Annotated in this window: 17 protein-coding genes; 10 read left to right on the top strand and 7 right to left on the bottom strand. The window is 61.3% G+C overall.

Annotated elements, in window-relative coordinates; all coding sequences use genetic code 11:
• Positions 1-3: 3 nt before the first annotated feature.
• The 5 genes from Tel_03180 to Tel_03160 all read left to right on the top strand — a co-directional run bounded on the left by Tel_03180 (position 4) and on the right by Tel_03160 (position 6,539).
• Entirely contained in the window at positions 4-2,436 is a 2,433-nt protein-coding gene (locus tag Tel_03180) for a response regulator receiver protein (protein ALP52228.1), read from the top strand.
• Positions 2,437-2,780: 344 nt separating this feature from the next.
• Entirely contained in the window at positions 2,781-3,974 is a 1,194-nt protein-coding gene (locus tag Tel_03175) for a hypothetical protein (GenBank protein ID ALP52227.1), read from the top strand.
• A 42-nt stretch (positions 3,975-4,016) separates the two neighbouring features.
• Entirely contained in the window at positions 4,017-4,832 is an 816-nt protein-coding gene (locus Tel_03170; protein ALP52226.1) for a hypothetical protein, read from the top strand.
• Positions 4,829-5,824 carry a DNA photolyase gene (locus tag Tel_03165; protein ALP52225.1) on the top strand — a complete coding sequence of 332 codons (996 nt, stop codon included), beginning with the start codon at positions 4,829-4,831 and terminating at the stop codon, positions 5,822-5,824. Before Tel_03170 ends, Tel_03165 begins: the two co-directional genes overlap by 4 nt.
• Positions 5,817-6,539, top strand: a complete 723-nt coding sequence (locus Tel_03160; protein ALP54714.1) for a short-chain dehydrogenase — start codon at positions 5,817-5,819, stop codon at positions 6,537-6,539. The genes Tel_03165 and Tel_03160 overlap by 8 nt, the downstream gene beginning before the upstream one ends.
• A gap of 85 nt (positions 6,540-6,624) precedes the next feature.
• On the opposite strand, the gene Tel_03155 is transcribed toward Tel_03160, so the two are convergent.
• From Tel_03155 to Tel_03135, 5 genes are all read right to left on the bottom strand, one after another.
• Positions 6,625-7,116 (bottom strand): hypothetical protein, encoded by a 492-nt coding sequence (locus tag Tel_03155; GenBank protein ALP52224.1) that lies wholly within the window; start codon positions 7,114-7,116, stop codon positions 6,625-6,627.
• Between the two features lie 53 nt (positions 7,117-7,169).
• Positions 7,170-8,579 carry a hypothetical protein gene (locus tag Tel_03150; GenBank protein ALP52223.1) on the bottom strand — a complete coding sequence of 470 codons (1,410 nt, stop codon included), beginning with the start codon at positions 8,577-8,579 and terminating at the stop codon, positions 7,170-7,172.
• Positions 8,579-9,988: an MBL fold metallo-hydrolase gene (locus tag Tel_03145; GenBank protein ID ALP54713.1), complete on the bottom strand. Its 1,410-nt coding sequence runs from the start codon at positions 9,986-9,988 to the stop codon at positions 8,579-8,581. The genes Tel_03150 and Tel_03145 overlap by 1 nt, the downstream gene beginning before the upstream one ends.
• A 67-nt stretch (positions 9,989-10,055) precedes the next feature.
• The gene (locus Tel_03140; GenBank protein ID ALP52222.1) at positions 10,056-11,246 is read right to left on the bottom strand and encodes a glycosyl transferase family 1; all 1,191 of its coding nucleotides are present in this window, start codon (positions 11,244-11,246) and stop codon (positions 10,056-10,058) included.
• On the bottom strand, positions 11,234-12,043 hold the full coding sequence (locus Tel_03135) for a UDP-2,3-diacylglucosamine hydrolase (protein ID ALP52221.1): 810 nt from the start codon (positions 12,041-12,043) through the stop codon (positions 11,234-11,236). Before Tel_03135 ends, Tel_03140 begins: the two co-directional genes overlap by 13 nt.
• 254 nt (positions 12,044-12,297) lie before the next feature.
• Between Tel_03135 and Tel_03130 the strand changes: the two genes are divergently transcribed.
• The 5 genes from Tel_03130 to Tel_03110 all read left to right on the top strand — a co-directional run bounded on the left by Tel_03130 (position 12,298) and on the right by Tel_03110 (position 17,522).
• On the top strand, positions 12,298-12,837 hold the full coding sequence (locus Tel_03130; GenBank protein ID ALP52220.1) for a hypothetical protein: 540 nt from the start codon (positions 12,298-12,300) through the stop codon (positions 12,835-12,837).
• 1 nt (position 12,838) lies between these two features.
• The gene (locus Tel_03125) at positions 12,839-13,957 is read left to right on the top strand and encodes a hypothetical protein (protein ID ALP52219.1); all 1,119 of its coding nucleotides are present in this window, start codon (positions 12,839-12,841) and stop codon (positions 13,955-13,957) included.
• A gap of 180 nt (positions 13,958-14,137) precedes the next feature.
• Positions 14,138-15,283: a ribonuclease D gene (locus Tel_03120; GenBank protein ALP52218.1), complete on the top strand. Its 1,146-nt coding sequence runs from the start codon at positions 14,138-14,140 to the stop codon at positions 15,281-15,283.
• Positions 15,284-15,378: 95 nt separating this feature from the next.
• Complete coding sequence (locus Tel_03115) at positions 15,379-16,653, top strand: hypothetical protein (protein ALP52217.1); 1,275 nt, start codon at positions 15,379-15,381, stop codon at positions 16,651-16,653.
• 53 nt (positions 16,654-16,706) lie between these two features.
• The gene (locus tag Tel_03110; GenBank protein ID ALP52216.1) at positions 16,707-17,522 is read left to right on the top strand and encodes a hypothetical protein; all 816 of its coding nucleotides are present in this window, start codon (positions 16,707-16,709) and stop codon (positions 17,520-17,522) included.
• Between the two features lie 48 nt (positions 17,523-17,570).
• On the opposite strand, the gene Tel_03105 is transcribed toward Tel_03110, so the two are convergent.
• Together Tel_03105 and Tel_03100 are read right to left on the bottom strand one after the other, a co-directional pair.
• Positions 17,571-17,777, bottom strand: coding sequence for a cold-shock protein (locus Tel_03105; protein ID ALP52215.1), 207 nt, complete (start codon positions 17,775-17,777; stop codon positions 17,571-17,573).
• Positions 17,778-17,953: 176 nt separating this feature from the next.
• Entirely contained in the window at positions 17,954-18,268 is a 315-nt protein-coding gene (locus Tel_03100; GenBank protein ID ALP52214.1) for a hypothetical protein, read from the bottom strand.
• Between the last annotated feature and the right edge of the window lie 58 nt (positions 18,269-18,326).

The following is an 18,326-nucleotide window of genomic DNA, read 5'->3' as shown; positions in this document are numbered from 1 at the left end:
CGCATGAAACATCCGCAAGAGAAACCGGACACTGAAACAGTGCGCATCCTGATGGCAGAAGATTCTGAAGACGATGCTCTGTTACTGGCGGCGCATTTGAAAACTGCCGGCGCCAATATTGACTGGTACAGGGTGGATAAACAAGAGACGCTGGAGGCCGCCTTAACACAGCCCTGGGATATCGTGCTGTCAGACTTTTCCATGCCTAGTTTCAGCGGCATCAGGGCGCTTGCAATCACCAAACAACACGATCCGGACTTACCCTTAATTTTTGTATCCGGCACCATCGGCGAAGACACCGCGGTCGAAGCCATGCGCAGCGGCGCACAGGATTACATCATGAAAGATAATTTGACGCGCTTGCTGCCGGCCGTGAATCGTGAAATTCATGAATTCCGCTTGCGGCGCGAACGGCGTCAAGTACAGGAAACGGTAAAAAAATTATCATTGGTGGTGGAGCAAGCCGCGGACAGTGTATTTATCACCGACCCCGACGGCCACATCCAATACGTCAACCCGGCCTTTGAACAATTGACGGGCTATACCCGCGCAGAGGCTGTCGGTCGGCGACCTTCGCTCCTGAAATCGGGCCGTCATAACGAGGCCTTTTATCGGGCGCTGTGGTCGACGGTGAGACGCGGTGAAGCATTCGAAGGCGTAATGATTAATCGGCGCAAAAACGGAGAACTGTTTTACGAAGAAAAAGTGATCACCTCGCTTAAAGACGGCCGGGGCGAGATTACGCACCTGGTGTCCACCGGCCGGGACATCACCGAGCGCATACTGGCCGACGAGGAGCATTCACGCCTGGTGACCATCCTCGAGGCAACGACCGACCTGGTAGCCATGTTCGAGCCCGGCGGGCGACTATGTTATATCAATGCCGCGGGACGCGACATGCTTGCACTCGAAGGCGAGAAAGATGTCCGTGAATACCGTGTTAAGGACATTTTTCCGCGCCATTTGGTAGATAACATAATGCAAGAAATCATGCATACCACTCACAAACCAGAACCCTGGGCCGGAGAAACCGTCCTGCACAGCACCCAGGGCAGAGAAATCCCTGTCTCCCAGGTCATGCTTGTCCATGCCAATGAGTCCGGCACGGTGGAATACCTTTCAATGATTGCGCGTGACATTACCGAACGCAAACGCTTCGAAGCCGAACTTCAGCATCAAGCCACCCACGACGGCTTGACCAAGCTCCCCAACCGCTTTCTGTTAATGGACCGTTTGCAGGCTGAATTGAAAGGCGCCAAGCGGCGCCGCCGCTTTGTCGCCATCATGTTCATCGACCTGGATAACTTCAAACGGGTCAATGACAGTTTCGGACATGCCGCCGGCGATGAATTGCTGCAGCTGGTGGCCCGGCGGCTGCAATCCGTGCTGCGGCCCAACGACACAATCGCCCGCCACGGGGGAGACGAATTCACCATCCTGGTCGCCGATCTGGAGCAGGTCGACGCCGTATTGGCAGTATTGCGCAAATTACGCGCCGCCTTCGAGCGCCCTTTGATGATTGAAAATCAGGATATATTTGTCACCTTTAGTGCCGGTATCGCTGTTTTTCCACACGACGGCAGCCGCGTCGAGGATCTGCTGCGCAATGCCGACAGCGCCATGTATCGAGCCAAGGCCGCGGGGCGTGGCCAGTATCGCTTCTATACACGGGAAATGAATGATCGCGGCCACGAACTTCTGGCCCTGGAGACCGACCTGCGTCGCGCCCTGGAACGAGATGAGTTCCGGCTCCATTTCCAACCCCAGATGGAACTCACCAGCCGTCGCGCCGTCGGCATTGAGGCATTGATCCGCTGGCAGCACCCGCAACGCGGGTTAATCCCCCCCGCCGAATTCGTGCCCATGCTGGAGAGCACCGGTTTGATCATCGCCGTCGGTGAGTGGGCGCTGCGCCAGGCCTGTGTGCAACATCGGGACGGGTGTCACAACGGCTTGCGCGTCTCCGTCAATATCTCCGCCAGCCAATTCAGCGACCCCGACCTGCTCGACAAGGTGCGCCGGGTGCTGGCGGAGGAAGGCATGCCGCCTGAACGGCTTGAATTGGAAATCACCGAAAACACCATCATGCACGACCCGGCCGCCGCCGCCGAACAGTTGCAGGCGCTGCATGCCATGGGCATTCGTATCGCCATCGACGACTTTGGCACGGGCTATTCCTCGCTGGCCTACCTCAAACGCTTTCCTCTGGATGTGCTCAAGATAGACCAGACCTTCGTGCGCGACATCACCCACGACCCCAACGACGCCGCCATTGTCGAGGCCAGCATCTCACTGGCACAAAAATTGGGGCTGGAGGTCATTGCCGAGGGTGTGGAAAACGCCGCCCAATTCGATTTTCTGCGCGCCAGTCAGTGCAACCTGGCACAGGGGTTTTTCTTCGGCAAGCCCGTGCCGATGGAGGAACTGGCCGAGTAGCGCGTCACCATCGCGCTGACCGAGGCAACGCTGTCAGGCAATCCTGACGCGCCAGTAAATTTCACACAGATCGACGCCGCCCCCCGCGGCAGGTGCGCGGCAAAGCTCAGATCGCGGCCATGGCCCTGGGACTGGGCGGCGTAAGCGATCAATGTCGAGGCAACCCGCACCACCGCAGAGCTCAAAACTTGAGCGCTGAAAGCGGACTGTCGAACTAAACATCGTCGGCCGGCGGCCGACACAAAGGGGAGGGGCACCTGAGTTTGACGTCTAGAACACCCGAAAACCACAATCAAGATAGTTTATTAGCACACGTGCATGAGGCCCAATCCGCCGGAGGGATTATGAAGTTGCAGGACCTTAAGATAGGCCACAAGATCCAACTCGCCATCGCCATCAATGTCATCCTCGCCATTATACTGGGTGAGTTTGTCGTACGGGAACTGCTAGGCTTCACCCACCCGTTGGAGGCGATCGCGGCCAACCTGTTGCTCAATGGCGTCATCGCGTTCATCTACGGCCTGATCGTATCGCGCGCCATTACCCGCCCCCTGAAAAAAGTGGTTGAGGTGCTGCAGGTACTGGCCTCGGGCGACGGTGACCTCACCCAGCGCCTGACCCCCAAGGGTAATGACGAGGTCGCCGAGCTGTCGCGCCACTTCAATACCTTCCTCGACAAACTGCACAAGATCATCGCCGAAGTGGCGCAGTCCACCCACCGCCTCGCCGCCGAAGCCAAACAAATGCAAAGCATCGCCGATGAATCCGAGAATCAACTGAAAAGCCAACAGCGCGAAACCGACCAGGCCGCCTCGGCCATGAACGAGATGGCCACCACGGTACAAGAAGTATCGCGCAACGCCGCCGACGCCGAGGCCTCGGCCCGGGAAGCGGACAGCAAGACCAGCGAAGGGGCCAATATCTCGAGCCAGGCCATGAACGGCATCAACGATCTGGTCAAGGAAGTGGAAGACGCCGCCACAGCCATCAATCAACTCAGCGACGATGTGGGCAACATCAGCGTCATCCTGGATGTAATCAAGGATATTACCGAGCAGACCAACTTGCTGGCGCTCAACGCCGCCATCGAAGCGGCGCGTGCCGGTGAGCAGGGGCGCGGCTTCGCCGTGGTGGCGGACGAGGTGCGCACCCTGGCGCTGCGCACCCAGGATTCCACCCACGAAATCGAAGAGGTGATCACCAAGCTGCAAAGCGCGGCCCAGAACGCCAAACAGGTGATGGAATCGGCCCGCAGCCAGGGCCAGGCGGGCGCTGGGCAGGTGGCTCAGGTGAACGAATCCCTGTCCCAGATCACCACAGCGGTGATGAACATCTCCAATCTCAACACCCTGATCGCCAGCGCCACCGAAGAACAGAGCGCCACCACCGAAGAGGTCAACCGCAACATCGACGCCATCAACCAGGCCACCCGTGTCACCGCCGACGGCGCCGGCCGCACCACCCAGACCAGCCAGCAGCTCGCGGAGCTGGCCCGCGGCCTGGAGGCCCTGGTGGGCCAGTTCAAACTCTCCGGCTAAAGGCTGTTAAAATCTCTGTTCCATTTTTTATGGCACAGAGACATGATCCACCTCGTCACCGCCCTCCCCTGCGAGGCCAAGCCCCTGATTCGCCGTTATCGCCTGCACGGACGGCAGCGCGAGAACGGCTTTCGTATCTATGAAAATGAACAACTGCGCCTGATCATCAGCGGTATCGGCAGCTGCGCCGCGGCAGCGGCCTGCGCCTATCTGCAGGGCGCCGATCCCCGCGCCCGACATGTCTGGATCAATCTCGGTGTCGCCGGTCATCCCCATCTCGACGTGGGTGAGGCGGTGCTGGCGCACAAGCTCAGCGACGCCGCCAGCGGCAACACCTGGTATCCGCCGCTGCCGTTTCAGCCGCCCTGCGCGACGGTCGACCTGGTGAGCGTCGCGCAAGCCGAGCACGCCTACCCCGACAACAGCGCCTACGACATGGAGGCCGCGGGGTTTTACGCCGCCGCGAGCCGGTTCAACAGCCATGAGCTGGTGCATGTATTCAAGGTGATCTCGGACAACGCCGCCCATCCGGCCGACCAGCTTACCGCCGTACAGGTCGAGGCGCTCATCGACGCCCGGCTCGACTGCCTTGATGCCCTATTGCAGACGCTCACCCAGCTAGACCAGCAGCTGGCAGAACAGCAAGCGACGGCGGCGATCATGGACACCTTCCTGCAACGCTGGCACTTCAGCGTCGCACAACAACACCAACTGCAGCGCCTGTTGCAGCGCTGCCAGGCGCTTGGCGAGACACGCCCCGACGTGGAGGATTTCGCCGGGGCCCGCAATAGCAGGCAGGTCATCACCGCACTCAGGCAGCGCATTGATGCCATGCCGCTGAGCTTCGCCCCGGCATGATCGAGACGCTGTACATCGAGCAGGCGGTCCTCGATCACCCGCGCAGCGTGGCCATACGCCAGCGCTTCCCCCACGCCCGGGTCGTCACGTGTGAACGCTACGGCGAGGTGTTCAATCCCAAGGGCCAGAACTTTCGCCTGCAAAAGCAACGCCCGGCGTTGATCCTGGCGCGCAAGCATGACCACTGGGTCCTCGAGGCGCCGCTCGGCTACAACATCGGCGGTCGACGCAATTATTATTTCTCGCACATGCTCAACTGCATTTATGACTGTCGTTATTGTTTTTTACAGGGCATGTACCGCTCGGCCAACTATGTGTTGTTCGTCAACTACGAAGACTTTCACGGCGCCATCGAACAGCGCGTCGCCGAGTCGGACGAGACGACGTGGTTCTTCTCAGGTTACGACTGCGACAGTCTGGCCCTGGAACCGGTCACCGGCTTTATGCAGCACACCCTGCCGCTGTTCAGAAATCTAGACAAGGCCCGTTTGGAGCTGCGCACCAAGAGCACCCAGATCCGCAGCCTGCTGGAAATGGAGGCCATGCCGAACTGCGTGGTCGCCTTCAGTCTTTCACCCGCGGTAGTGGCCGAGGCGCTGGAACACAAGGCCGCGCCGCTGCCGAAGCGGCTCGACGCCCTGGAAAAACTGCAACAGGCCGGCTGGCCCGTCGGGCTGCGTTTCGACCCGCTCATTTACTGCGACGAGTATCAACGGCTGTACAGTGATTTTTTTGAACAGGTCTTCACCCGCATCGATCTGGACGGATTGCACTCGGTCAGTCTGGGCGCCTTTCGTATGCCCCAGGGCTTTTACCGCAACATGGTCAAACTCTATCCACAAGAGAAACTGTTCGCCGGGCCGCTGGCCGAATCGCAGCCGATGGTCTCCTACGAAACACAACTGGAACAGGAGATGCTAGCCTTTTGCCGGGAAAAACTATTACAGTTAATGCCCGAAGAGAAACTGTTTATCTGTCAGGATGATGACTAACCCGCCCCGCACCCTGCTCATCAGCGGCGCCAGTTCAGGCATCGGCCGCGCCAGCGCCGAACGGCTATTGCAGGACGGCCACCATGTCATCGGCATCGCCCGCGATTTCAGTAAATGCAAGATTGACTCGGCCAATTTCATCGCAACGGAAATGGACCTGGGCGATATCAAGGCCCTGCCGGATCAGCTCGGCGCATTGGCCAGGCGATACCCCGAGGTGGACGCCATTATCAATTGCGCCGGCCAAGGACGCTTCGCCAGTCTGGAGGAATTCAGCTACAAGCAGATCTACAAACTGATGGATCTCAACTTCACCAGCCACGCCTTCGTCTGCCGCGCCTTCCTGCCTCAATTGAAAAAACGCAGCCACAGCAACATCATCTTCATCGGTTCGGAGGCGGCGCTGGAAGGTTCACAGAAAGGCAGCCTCTATTGCGCCAGCAAGTTCGCCCTGCGCGGCTTCGCCCAGGCCCTGCGGCAGGAATGCAGCGGCAGTGGGGTGCACGTCAGCATCATCAATCCCGGCATGGTGAAGACCGCTTTCTTCGACCGACTCAGCTTCAGCCACGGCGCAGACGCCGCCAATTACATCGAAGCCGCCGATGTCGCCGCCGCCATCAGGATGATCCTCGACAGCCGCCCCGGCACGGTGATCGACGAGATCAACCTGTCGCCACTCAAAAAGGTCGTCAGTTTCAGGAAGGACAAGGATTAACGCGCAGGGACACACCTCACCCGCATTTCTCACCGGGCGGCTGCCGGATTGTGCGAACGGCAAGGGAAAATAAGGGGTGCTGCTGTTATGAACGCTCTCCCAGCAAACGCCTGACCAGCTCGCGGCTGTCGTCGGGCATGTCGACCTGATCGGCCGGCGTCCATGACATGTCGTTTTCCAGCCGATAGCTGCCCTGGAATTCATGGGGCGCGCGGCCGCCCCAGTCGTCGGGGCCAAGCATGGAAAAATAGTTGCTGCCGTCATTGCGTTGGTAGAGGTGATAGGTGCGCCCGGGAATGCGCTTGAAATTGCACTGGGCGCGATGCAGATCCTGATCACGTTGGGCCGATTCCAGCACCTCGCGCGCCTCCGCCTGCAGATTACGGATTTGATCGGCAATCACCTGCAGCTTGGCCGAGACACGGGTATTGATATGGCTGTCGGCGGTGGCGATCTGCTGCACCAGGTCCACCAATTCAACATTGGCGCCGAGACGGCTGACCGGATAAGGGGCGGAACGGGCATGACCTTGGTGCAGCGCGCCCTTGCCCTCGTGTTTCTTGTATTCGTTACTCATGGGGACATCTTTGATCTCTAAGCGATACCCATTAGCTTAACATAGGCATCAAATCAGCCCGCCTGCAGCGGTCCGATGCGGCTCTCCAAGGGACCATAATAGAGCTGCAACCATTCAACCTGCCGCTGCAAATCCTCACCCGGCACAGGGCGTCCCCGATAACGTAGCCTGACGCCCCGGCCAAGCCCATCCTGCAGCTGGCGCCACTGGGCCGTGTCGGGCGGCTGAGCGGCCTGCAGCAGCGCCGCATCGCTATACTCACCCAGGGTCAGTCCCGGCACGTCGCGGCCGTTGCGTCCCACCCGCGGCCCCACTTCGCTGCGCAGCAAGGCGAGCAATTGCGTCGCCGAACATCCGGCCTGCTGTAACAAGGCGTCGGCGCGGCGCAGGCTGCGACCCAGCTGCCAATGGATGGCCGAGGGCAGAAACCATTCTTGATCCGATTGCGACATAAGCCCGGCAACGCTGGTAGCGCCGCGCGCGGCATCCACTTCACCTGAGCCCTGCGCGGCGGCCGGCGGCGTGGTCGCGCCGCGCCTGCGGAACCACCACACCGGATTGCTGTTCAATTCCAGCATGTCATCCAGCACCTGTAAGCGTTGCCAGGCCGACAGAGCGGCCGTCGCGGGCAAGATCTCGCTGAGAAATTCGGCCCGGGCGTAGGCCGACTGGGTCTCACCCAGCCACTCCAAGCCGGCGGCCTCACTGGCCTGCTGCCACTGCAGCGGTGACAACGGCCGTTCGCAGGCATGGAAGAAGGCGTCCACCAAGCCATCGGTGGTGGCGGTCTCGCTGTGGGCCTGGAAACAACTGCGCAGCGGGTGGGACCGGGGCAGTTCAGCCATCACCTCGCCGGCGCGCCGTTTCAGCCCCGGCGTGTCGGCGCTGAGTCCGTGCCAGCGCAGCCAGGCACTGGTCTGACGCAGCCAGAAACGGCTCATGGCCGGATAGGTGACCAGGCGCAACACCCCGCCCGGCTTCAACAAACCGGCCAGGTGTTGCAAAGTAGCGCCGGGCTGCTCGGTGTGGTGCAGCAGGTTATTGGCAAGGATGTAATCAAAGCCCCGCGCATCGTGCCAACTGCGCACATCCGCGGCCACGGTGCGCACCGGCGCGGTGGGTCGCCCGCGCAGCGGCGCCAAATAGAACAGATCGCGGATGCGCGCCCAACGCAGGCGGCGCTGCAAGATGGCAAGGGCGCGCCCGCTCAAATCCAGGGCGACGATTTCCTCGGCATAGGGATGGGCGCGGGCTACCACCAGCGCCTCCAAGGTGCCACAGCCGGCTACCAGGATGCGGATGCTGCGGTGACTCGGCGGTGCAATTTCATCCAGGTGCCGGTCCCGCGCCAGCTCCACGGCACGCTCGTATCGCAGGCCCCGTCCTTGCCCGGAACGGGGCAGGGCCAGGGCACTGACGGGGGGATACGGGAAGCGCTCGTACTGCCGTTTAACCGCATCCATCAGAGCGGTTTCATATGCACCAGGTCGAGTGTCTGGCCGGACTCGGGGATGAAAACTTTAGTGGCACCCAGCTCGCGCACCTGCTGCGCCAATGCGTTCATGGGGTCCGGCTCACCATGTACCAGGGCGATGGGCGGACGCCCCTCGAAGCCACCATACCAATCGAGCAGGCCGTGACAATCGGCATGGGCCGAGAAGCCGCCGATGGTATGTACCCGGGCGGCGACACTGACCGTTTCGCCCCACAGGCTGATCTCCTTGGCGCCGTCCACCAGCTTACGCCCCAGGGTGCCGCGCGCCTGAAAGCCGACGATAAGCACATGGCAGTTCTGGCGCCAGATGTTGTGTTTGAAATGGTGTTTGATGCGCCCGCCCGTGCACATGCCGCTGCCGGCAATGACGATCGCGCCGCTGCGGATGCGGTTGATGGCCATGGAGTCTTCCGCCGTGCGACTGAGATGCAGATTGGGCAGCATGAAGGGATTGCCGTTCTGCTTTTGCAGCGCCCGGGTTTCACGATCGTAGAGATTACGGTGGCGGGCATAGGCCTCGGTGGCCTCGATGGCCATGGGACTGTCGAGAAAGATGGACCAACGATCCAGCTGCCATTTGTCGTAATTGAGATTGAAGGCGTAGAGCAGCTCCTGGGTGCGCCCCACGGCGAAGGCGGGAATCATGACGATGCCCTTGTCGTGACGGGCGTTGAGCAGCACCTGCTCCAGCTCGGCCCAGGTCTGGTCCCAGGGTCGATGGGCGCGGTCGCCGTAGGTGCTTTCCATCAGCACCAGGTCGGCCTCCTCAATCAGGGTCGGATCCTTAAGGATGGGCGCGCCGCGATGGCCCAGGTCGCCGCTGAAGACCAGCTTGCGCGTCACGCCCTTATGACTGGCCCACAGCTCGACAATGCTGGAACCGAGAATGTGACCGGCATCATTGAGTCGAATCCGCACACCGGGCAGGATCTCCATCTCCACGCCGTAATCCAAGGGCACAAACTGATCCAGCACCGCCTCGGCCTCCTTCAAGGTATAGAGCGGCTCCAGCAGCGGTTTGCGTTTGCGCTGACGCTTGCGGTTCTCCCACTCCACCTCTTTTTCGTTGAGGTAGCCGGAATCCTTCAGCAGGATACGGCACAGATCGGCGCTGGCATGCTGGGTGTAGATCGGTCCGCTATAACCGGCCTTGGCGAGCAGGGGCAGACGGCCGGAGTGATCGAGATGGGAGTGGGTCAGCACCACCGCGTCCAGGGCGGCGGCATCAAAGGCAAAGGGATTGCGGTTACGCGCTTCGTCTTCGAAAGAGCCCTGGATCAGGCCGCACTCCACCAGTACCGTTTTATCTCCGACACGCAGCAGAAAACAGGAACCGGTAACCTCCTGCGCCGCGCCGAGAAACTGAAGTTGTAGCAAGACCGCCTCCTCATACAAATGCCTGCCTCGAGTATATGCAATTTGTATGAATGCGTCTTGCCGGGCATCAGCCGGCGGAATCGCCGATCGCGGCGCGCCCGTTCGGCTGGGTTGCCAACAGTCGGGCGTAGACCTCGAGCTTGCGCTCCACCATGCGGCCGATGGACCAATCCTGCACGTAGTCCAGCGCCGCCTGCGACAGTGTCTGGCGTGCCGTGTCGTCGCGCATCAGCTGCAATACCTTGGCGCTGAAGTCGTCCTCGTTCTCCTTTGCGATGAGCACGCCGCGGCCGTCGCACAATACCGTCTTCGTCCCCAGCACCGCGGTGGAGACCACCGGCGTCCCCAGGGCCATGGCCTCCAGCAGCACCAGTCCCTGGGTCTCGGTGCGCGAGGCGAACACGAACAGGTCGGCGGCGCGGTAGCAGTCCAGCAGCTGGGTGGCGCGGTCCAGGTAACCGACGAAGACCACATTGTCGCTCAAGCCCTCGCGCTCCACCCACTGCCAGGCCCAGTGCTCAGCCGGGCCTTCGCCGGCCATGACGAAGAGCAGTTCGGGCATGGCGCGGATGGCCTGTTTCATGGCGCGCAACAGGAAGGCGATATTCTTCTCGTGGGCCATGCGGCCGACATAGAGCGCCAGCGGCCGGTCGCGGTCGATGCCGTGGGCATCGCGAAAGCGCGCGCCGTCGCCGCCGCTGAATCTGTCCAGCTCCAGGCCGGTGGGCACGATGGTGATGGGCGTCTTCACGCCATAACGGCGCAGCGCCTGCTCGATGGGCGCCGACGGCACCACCACGTGGTCGACGCTGTTGCACTGCGCGGTGGAAAAACGCCGCGCGGCAAAACGCAGCCAGCTGCGGGGCAGGTAGGAAATGTAGTTGTAGAGATACTCCTCGAAATAGGTGTGATAGGTCTCCGCCAGCGGCAGCCCGAGCTGGCGCGCCAGTTTCAGGCCAAGGTAATGGGCCACGAAGGGGGTCTGGACATGGATCAGGTCGTATTCGCATTTGGCCAGCAGATCGACCCGTTGCAGCACCCAGTCCATCTTCAGCATGCGGTCTTCCGGGTCGACGATCACCTTGCGCGAGGGCACTCGCAGCAGCTCCAGCTCGTCGCTGTGGTCGGCGCCGTAATCCGGGGCGATCAGGGTGACCGAATGCCCCTGGCGTTGCAGCTCGCGGGCAAAGCTCTGGATGGAAGTGGAGACACCGTTGACGCGCGGGAAATAGACATCCGACAGCATCAGGATGCGCATGAAAGTCTTCCCTCGGCCTGCACATCCTTGAGCGTATGTTTCTCGTCGGCCCAGTGCAGCAGCTGCAGGCTGCCGTCGTGACGCTCCACCAGGGCGGTGCAGGTCTCCACCCAGTCGCCGTCGTTGCAGTACAGCACCTCGTCGATATAGGTCAGCTCAGGGCGGTGCAGATGGCCACACACCAGACCGTCCACGCCGCGGCGTTTGGCCTCCCTGGCCACGATGGTCTCGAAACGCTCGATATAGTCCCGCGCGTTTTTGACCCGCTGCTTGAGATACGAGGCCAACGACCAGTAAGGCAGGTTCAAGAGCCGGCGCAGGCCGTTGTGGGCACGGTTGAACCACATCAACACATCGTAGCCCCAGCAGCCCACCAGACTCATCAGCCCGTTGCAGCGGATGACGCTGTCGAATTCGTCGCCGTGCAAGACCAACAGCTTTTTGCCGTCGACGGTGGTGTGAATGGCGTGGTCCCTGATTTCAACCTCGCCGAAGCGCGCCCCGGCGAAATCGCGCACCATGGCGTCGTGATTGCCGGGGATATAGATAATCTTGGTGCCGCGCTTGGCCTTGCCGAGAATGCTGCGAATGACGTTGTTGCGGCTCTGCGGCCAGTACACCGCCTTACGCATGGCCCACAGGTCGACGATATCGCCGACCAGATAGAGATACTCGCATTCGGTGGACTTGAGGAAGTCGAGCAGGAACTCCGCGCGGCTGTATTTGGAACCGAGATGCACATCCGAGATCCAGATGGCGCGGTATTTCAGCGGACGGATGACATGGATGGGCGACACTCGCGCTGCTCCAGCGGGTTATTCACTGGCGCCACTATGACAATCGTTCATGACAGCCCGATGAAACTTTAAAGACAGTTCTGTGACCGGGCCGACGTCGGTCAAAAACTGCGACGCACGTCACAGATCCCCCCATCACCGTTCAATAAGCCCGCCGCCGGGACGACCCCTTCTATAGAGCGTAAGCAAAGGGGTGGGTAGACATGCGTAGACACAATCATCGTGGCGCCGGCAGTAAGCGAATGGCAGGGCTGATGGCCTTTGTCTTGATACTGTGCGCCGCCCCGGCCCGCGCCCTGACGACGGCGGAACATTCCTTCGACGAGCTGGTGGCCCTGTCGGAACAAATCCTGGTGGGCACGGTCACCGACATCGCCAGCGCCTGGGGCCAGGGCCGCGAGGCCGGCACCATCTTTTCCACCATCCGTCTGAACGCAATCGAAACCATTAAAGGCCCGGCGCCGGACGGTGCCTACACCCTCAAGGTGATCGGCGGCGTGGTGGGCGACCAGGCCCAGTTCTACCCCGGCCTGCCCCAGTTCCAGAGCGGCCAACGTTATCTGCTGTTCATTCGCGGCAACCGGCGCGCCATGTTCCCCATTACCGGCGTCACCCAGGGCTTTTATCGGGTGCAATGGGACAGCCGCGCAGAGCGGCTGCTGGCCGTCCCGGCGAACGGCGGCGGCAGCGTAGCGCTGGGCCGCAGCCTGCACGGCCACGCCGATCAAGGCCGGGGCCGCCCACTGCAAGGCCTGATCAGCGACATTCGCGCCAGCATGGTGCGTGGTGAATAACATGGGCCGCCGCCTCATTGCCCTGCTGCTGAGCCTAACCCTGGGGCTGTGCCTCAACGAAGCCGGGGCCTTCGCCTATCGCGGCCAACAGGCCGGGGTCAACACCGGCGCCACCGACAGCGGCGAGCCCATCGCCTGGCATCAGCGCGACGTGTCGATGGGGCTGAACTTCGGCGCCCAGTGGAACGACGCCGCGCGTCTGGCCCTGCGCCAATGGAACGAGGCCGGTGCCGACTTCAACTGGCATGCCGACAGCAATAGCGCCACCCCCTGCGTCAACGACGGCATCAACAGCACCGGCTGGTCGGAGCGCAGTTGCAGCGGCGACTGGGGCAGCATCATCGCCAGCACCCGGGTTACCATGACCCGGGTCGGCGGCACCTGGTATATCAACGACACCGACATACTGTTCAATTCAAGCCTGCAATACGCGCGCTACGCCGGGCCGCAGCGCTACGATGCCGACGGCCGCCCCGTATACGATTTCATCCGCGTCGCCCTGCACGAGTTCGGCCACGCCGCCGGGCTGCTGCATCCCAACGAGGCCGGCCAGCAGGTCGACGCCATCATGAACAGCGGCAGTCGCAGCCTCAACCTGGACCACCTGCAGGGCGACGACATTCAGGGCCTGCACCGCCTCTATGCCGGTGCCCGAGGCAGCCTGGACATCGTCTTCGAGGGCGTCAACGGCTACCAGATCGGCGCCGGCAGGATCAGCGTCGGCCTGGACACCCTGCGCAACCGGCGCGCCCGGGAAAGCGGTGCGCTGACGCTGGAAATCCGTGCCAGCACGGCCGGCGCCGGTGATGATTATTACCTGCTCGGGCGCATCGAGCTGAGTCGCCTGGATGCCGGCCAACAACGCAGTCTGGGCTGGTTGAGCACTGCCTACACCCCGCCGCCGGCAGGCCTGCACAGCCTCAGCCTGGCCCTGGTGGAAGACGGCGCCGCCGCCACCCCGATCTACCGCCAGGCCATCGGCTATCTGGAGATGCAGAGCGATACAGTCAACAGCGCTCAGTCGAGCGCCGCGCCGGACTCGGGCGGCGGCCCGGCCGACATACTGCTGTGGCTGCTGGCGGTGTACGGCCTGGGCCGCCGCTACGCGGCAAATAATTAAACGCTTTTCAAATCCATCCTTAGCCTTGGTTGGCGCGCCCGATCTGGGAAAAATCGGCACCCTGTCAGGTGGCCGTTATAGGATTTTCCATGTTCGACCCCGTCCCAGCCCCGTCGCCGACGACAGCCTGGCCTGATGAACTCGGGTACAATGGCGGCCTTTGCCAGAAAGGCCTGAGCCATGGAAACCCGCTTTATCAATCAACCCGCCGACCTGGAACACCTGTGTCGAGAACTCGCCCACAGCAGCTTCGTCGCGGTGGACACCGAGTTCGTGCGCGAGCAGACCTATTACCCCCAGCTGGCCCTGATCCAGATCGCCGATGACACACGCATCGCCTGCATCGACCCCCTGGCCATCGAGGATCTGAGTCCGCTCAAGGCACTGTTCGCCAATCCGGCGGTGACCAAGGTGTTCCACGCCGCCGACCAGGACCTGGAAATCTTCTACCTGCTGTTCGGCGAGCTGCCCCAGCCCCTGTTCGATACCCAGGTGGCCGCCACCGTGCTGGGCCAGGGCGAGCAGATCGGCTACGCCGCCCTGGTGAAAGATGTGCTGGACATCGAGCTGGACAAGAGCCATACCCGCACCGACTGGCTGCAGCGGCCGCTGGACGCCAAACAGATCAGCTATGCCGAAGACGATGTGCGCCACCTGGCGCGGCTCTATCCCCTGCAGTTGGAGGCACTGCAGCGCCAGGGCAGAGCCGACTGGCTGGACGAGGACTTCGCCGCCCTCATCGACCCGACTCGCTACCAGGTCGACCCGCAAGGGACCTGGCAACGGGTCAAGGGCAGTAATAAGCTGCGTGGTGTGCAACTGGCCATCCTGCAACAACTGTGCGCCTGGCGCGAACAACTGGCCATGGACAAGGACAAGCCGCGGCGCTGGATCGCGGCCGATAATGTCGTCCTTGATATCGCCCGGCTGCGCCCCAAGGACCTGAAAGCCCTGGAAAAGATCCGCGGCATCCCGACCGGGCTGGTACAGCGCAACGGCCAGCGGCTGCTGCAGTGCGTACGCGAGGGCGAGGCCCTGCCCAAGGATGAATGGCCCACCCAGGCGCGTCCCAAACGGCTGACCGACGCCGACGACGCCCTGGTGGACGTCCTCTCCGCCATCGTCAAACTCAGCGCCGCCGAGCACCGCATCAGCCCCGCCACCCTGGCCGGGCGCAAGGCGCTGGAGGCGCTGGTGCGCGGCGAGCGCGAGCTGCCCATTTTGACGGGCTGGCGGCGCCGTCACGGCGGTCAGCAGCTGCTGGATTTCCTTAGCGGTGACGGCCGACTGGCGGTGCAGGCCGGACGCCTGAACCTCACCCCCTGAGCCGCCAAGGCCCCAACATTCACCTGGGGAAAGCGCCGCCAAAGCTTGTTATCATACGGTCCCATTACGTTCCCTCAAACACGACAGGAATGACCATGAACACATCGACAGTTGATTGGACCATCGCAGCCCACCTGGAATACGACGACCGCAACGAAGTGGTGATCGTGGAACACAAGGGCGGCAAAAGCACCGTGACCCGGCTGGAAAAGCGCGCCGCCACGGGCAAGGACATCAATTCAGTGCCGGCCTTCTGGGGTATTAACGAGCGCAATGAGGCGCAGGTCTACGACCCGGTCAGCAAAGAGATCGAGCGCCAGGACGTGGTCGCCGCCGACACCCGCTTCGCCTACGCCTACCGCGATCCCGACTCGGTGCGGGTCTGGTTCATGAACGACGGCGACAAGGACGGCAACGACACCCTGGCCTGCGGCGACACGGCCTCTTCCGTCACCATCGCCGCCAAGACCAATGGCAAGGCGGAGCTGGTGGACACCCTGTGCGTCGGCCGCGGCCACCACGTCACCACCTTCGTCGGCCCCACCCAGACCCAGGGCAATATTCCCTACCGCGCCTTCGTCAGCAATCTGAAGGACGGCACCCTCCATGTCATCGGCAATGATCCCAATGACGCGGTCAGTTTTCTCAAGACCATCGCCACCATCAATCTCTGCGATCCGCGCTTTGAGGACAACGGCGCCGCCGACGTGCCCAACAATGCCTTTCCCCACGGCATGGAATTCTCGCCGGCCACCGGCAAGCTCTACAACCTCAACAACGGCTACCACACCGTGGCGGTCATCGACCCGCTCAGCCACGAAGTGGAAAACACTATCCCCATGGAGGTCAGCAGTAATCTATTGCTGAGCCGCTGCGGCAACTTCCTCATCGGCAAGGGTGCCGACCGCAAGGCCGATGCGGAGCACGTCATGGGTCGCTTGAGTGTGCTGGACGCGCGCCAGGAACAGATCAGCACGGTGCTGGACATTCAGGACGTTTATCCCAGCGTCTACCGCTTCAATCCCAAGGGCGACAAGCTCTATGTCACCGCCGCGGCCACCGGCAAGGGTGCCCAGTTCGACAACCTGCGCACCGACATGGTCCAGGTCTATGACAGCAGCAAGTTGCCCGAACTCACCCTGATCAAAGAGATCAAACTGGAACCCTGCACCTCAGGCCGCCGCCCCATCGCCTTTCTCGAGCGCGGTGAGCAGGCGCCCATCGTCTTCATCCCCAATCCCACCCAGGGCAGCCTGGCCGTCATCGACGGCGACAGCGACGCAGTATCGGAGACCATCGACATCGGCGCCGGCGAGATTAAGGAATTCAGTTTTTCCTTTTGGAACGATCGCAGCATTTACGGTGCCTAAGTCAGTAACAGCTTGCGGCCCATACCGGGCCGCATATTAACTCAGAGATTCACATGCAATCAGTCAAAACCCTGCTGGGCGGAGTCTTGCTCTGCCTCTTGACCCTTCAAGTCCATGCCGCTGACAAACACCAGCAGATCGACACCATTCTGGAACAGACGGGATTCAACAAGCTGTTGCAGTATGTGCCCAACTTCGCCCAGTCGGTGCTGAAACAGAGCAGCGGCGCCTTGGAACCCGAAGTGAACTCCGCTTTGAGCAGCGCCTTTGCCGATGCCTTTGCCACGCCGGTGGTGAAACGCGACGTTGTCACAGTGGTCAACGCCCACTACGACGCCCGGCACGCCGACACATATATCGAACAACTGCGCAGCCCGTTGTCGCTGCGCATGGCCGAGCTGGAACGCAACACCAGCGACCCGGCCAACATGGATGACTTCAAGGCCTTCGCCGCCTCACTGCAAGAGTCTCCGCCCCCTGCGGCGCGCAGACAATTGATTCAGCGCCTGGATGAAGCCAACCGCACCACCGAGTTCAGCGTCGATATGCAGACCGCCATGTTCAAGGCCATTTTCGTCGCCATCGAACCGGTCATGGCGGCGGACCTGCGCCTCGGGGACGGTGAACTGGAAAAGATGGTGGATGAAGTGCGCACCTCGCTGGACGAAAGCCTGCGCACCAACACGCGCCTGTCTTATCTCTATGCCTTTCGCGACGTCAGTGACGAAAAACTAAAGGCCTATATCGAAATGTGCGAATCGGAGTCCTATCGCTGGGCCATTCAACTGCTCGGCAACGCCATGATCTCGGCCTTGAACCAGGCCGCCGATCGCGCCGCCAGCGCCATGGCAGCCGCCGGCCAGCCATAGAAAAAGCCCGCACGAAGCGGGCTTTCTTTTTACACCGGAGTGTTGTGCTTATTCAGCCGGGGTTACGTTGGTGGCCTGAATGCCTTTGGCACCTTTCTCGGTTTCAAAAGAGACCTTCTGACCTTCAGCCAGGGATTTGAATCCGTCTCCCTGAATGGCTGAGAAATGCACGAACACATCGTCGCCGCCATCAGCAGGTGTAATGAAGCCGAAACCCTTGCTGTCGTTAAACCACTTTACTGTACCTGTTGCCATATTTCTATTACCTCAAATTACAAATTGCGTGTTAACTCACAGGTACTGAAGGTGATTTATAGTACTGCCGATCGCCATAAAAAGCACAATCAATATCTGCGATTTGGCCAGTATAGCCACTAATTTCGCCGCAGTACAAGTTTTATTTGGTGAACGATTTATGACAAAACGCGCCCTTAATCTTGTGGACGCCAGCCACCGCTAAAGGGTTCCAGGTCCTTGGCATGCAGGCGTCCGCCGACGTAAAGCTCGTTCAAGGTGTTGCGCTCTATCCGCTGTTCGCCTTCGTATTGCCATTCACCTGCGATGACCATTTCGAACATGGTCACCATGATGTCGTCGAGGCGGATGGTATATTCCTTGGCCAGATCGGTGAAATCGTCCAGGGTCAAGGGCGCGCCCTTCTTGTCGAATTCCTCTTTCGCCAAATTAGCCAGGGCCACATCCCAGGCGGGCACATCGACGTCAGGGGTCTGCTTAGAATCAGTCATATTCGTTCCTCATACTTAGTCTTGAATTTGATTTTAATTAAACTGTCATCATATGGCT

The organism is Candidatus Tenderia electrophaga (assembly GCA_001447805.1).
GTDB classification, from domain to species: domain Bacteria; phylum Pseudomonadota; class Gammaproteobacteria; order Tenderiales; family Tenderiaceae; genus Tenderia; species Tenderia electrophaga.
The sequence above is the reverse complement of the archived record's forward strand: the minus strand, read 5'-3'. Positions and strand labels throughout refer to the sequence as shown.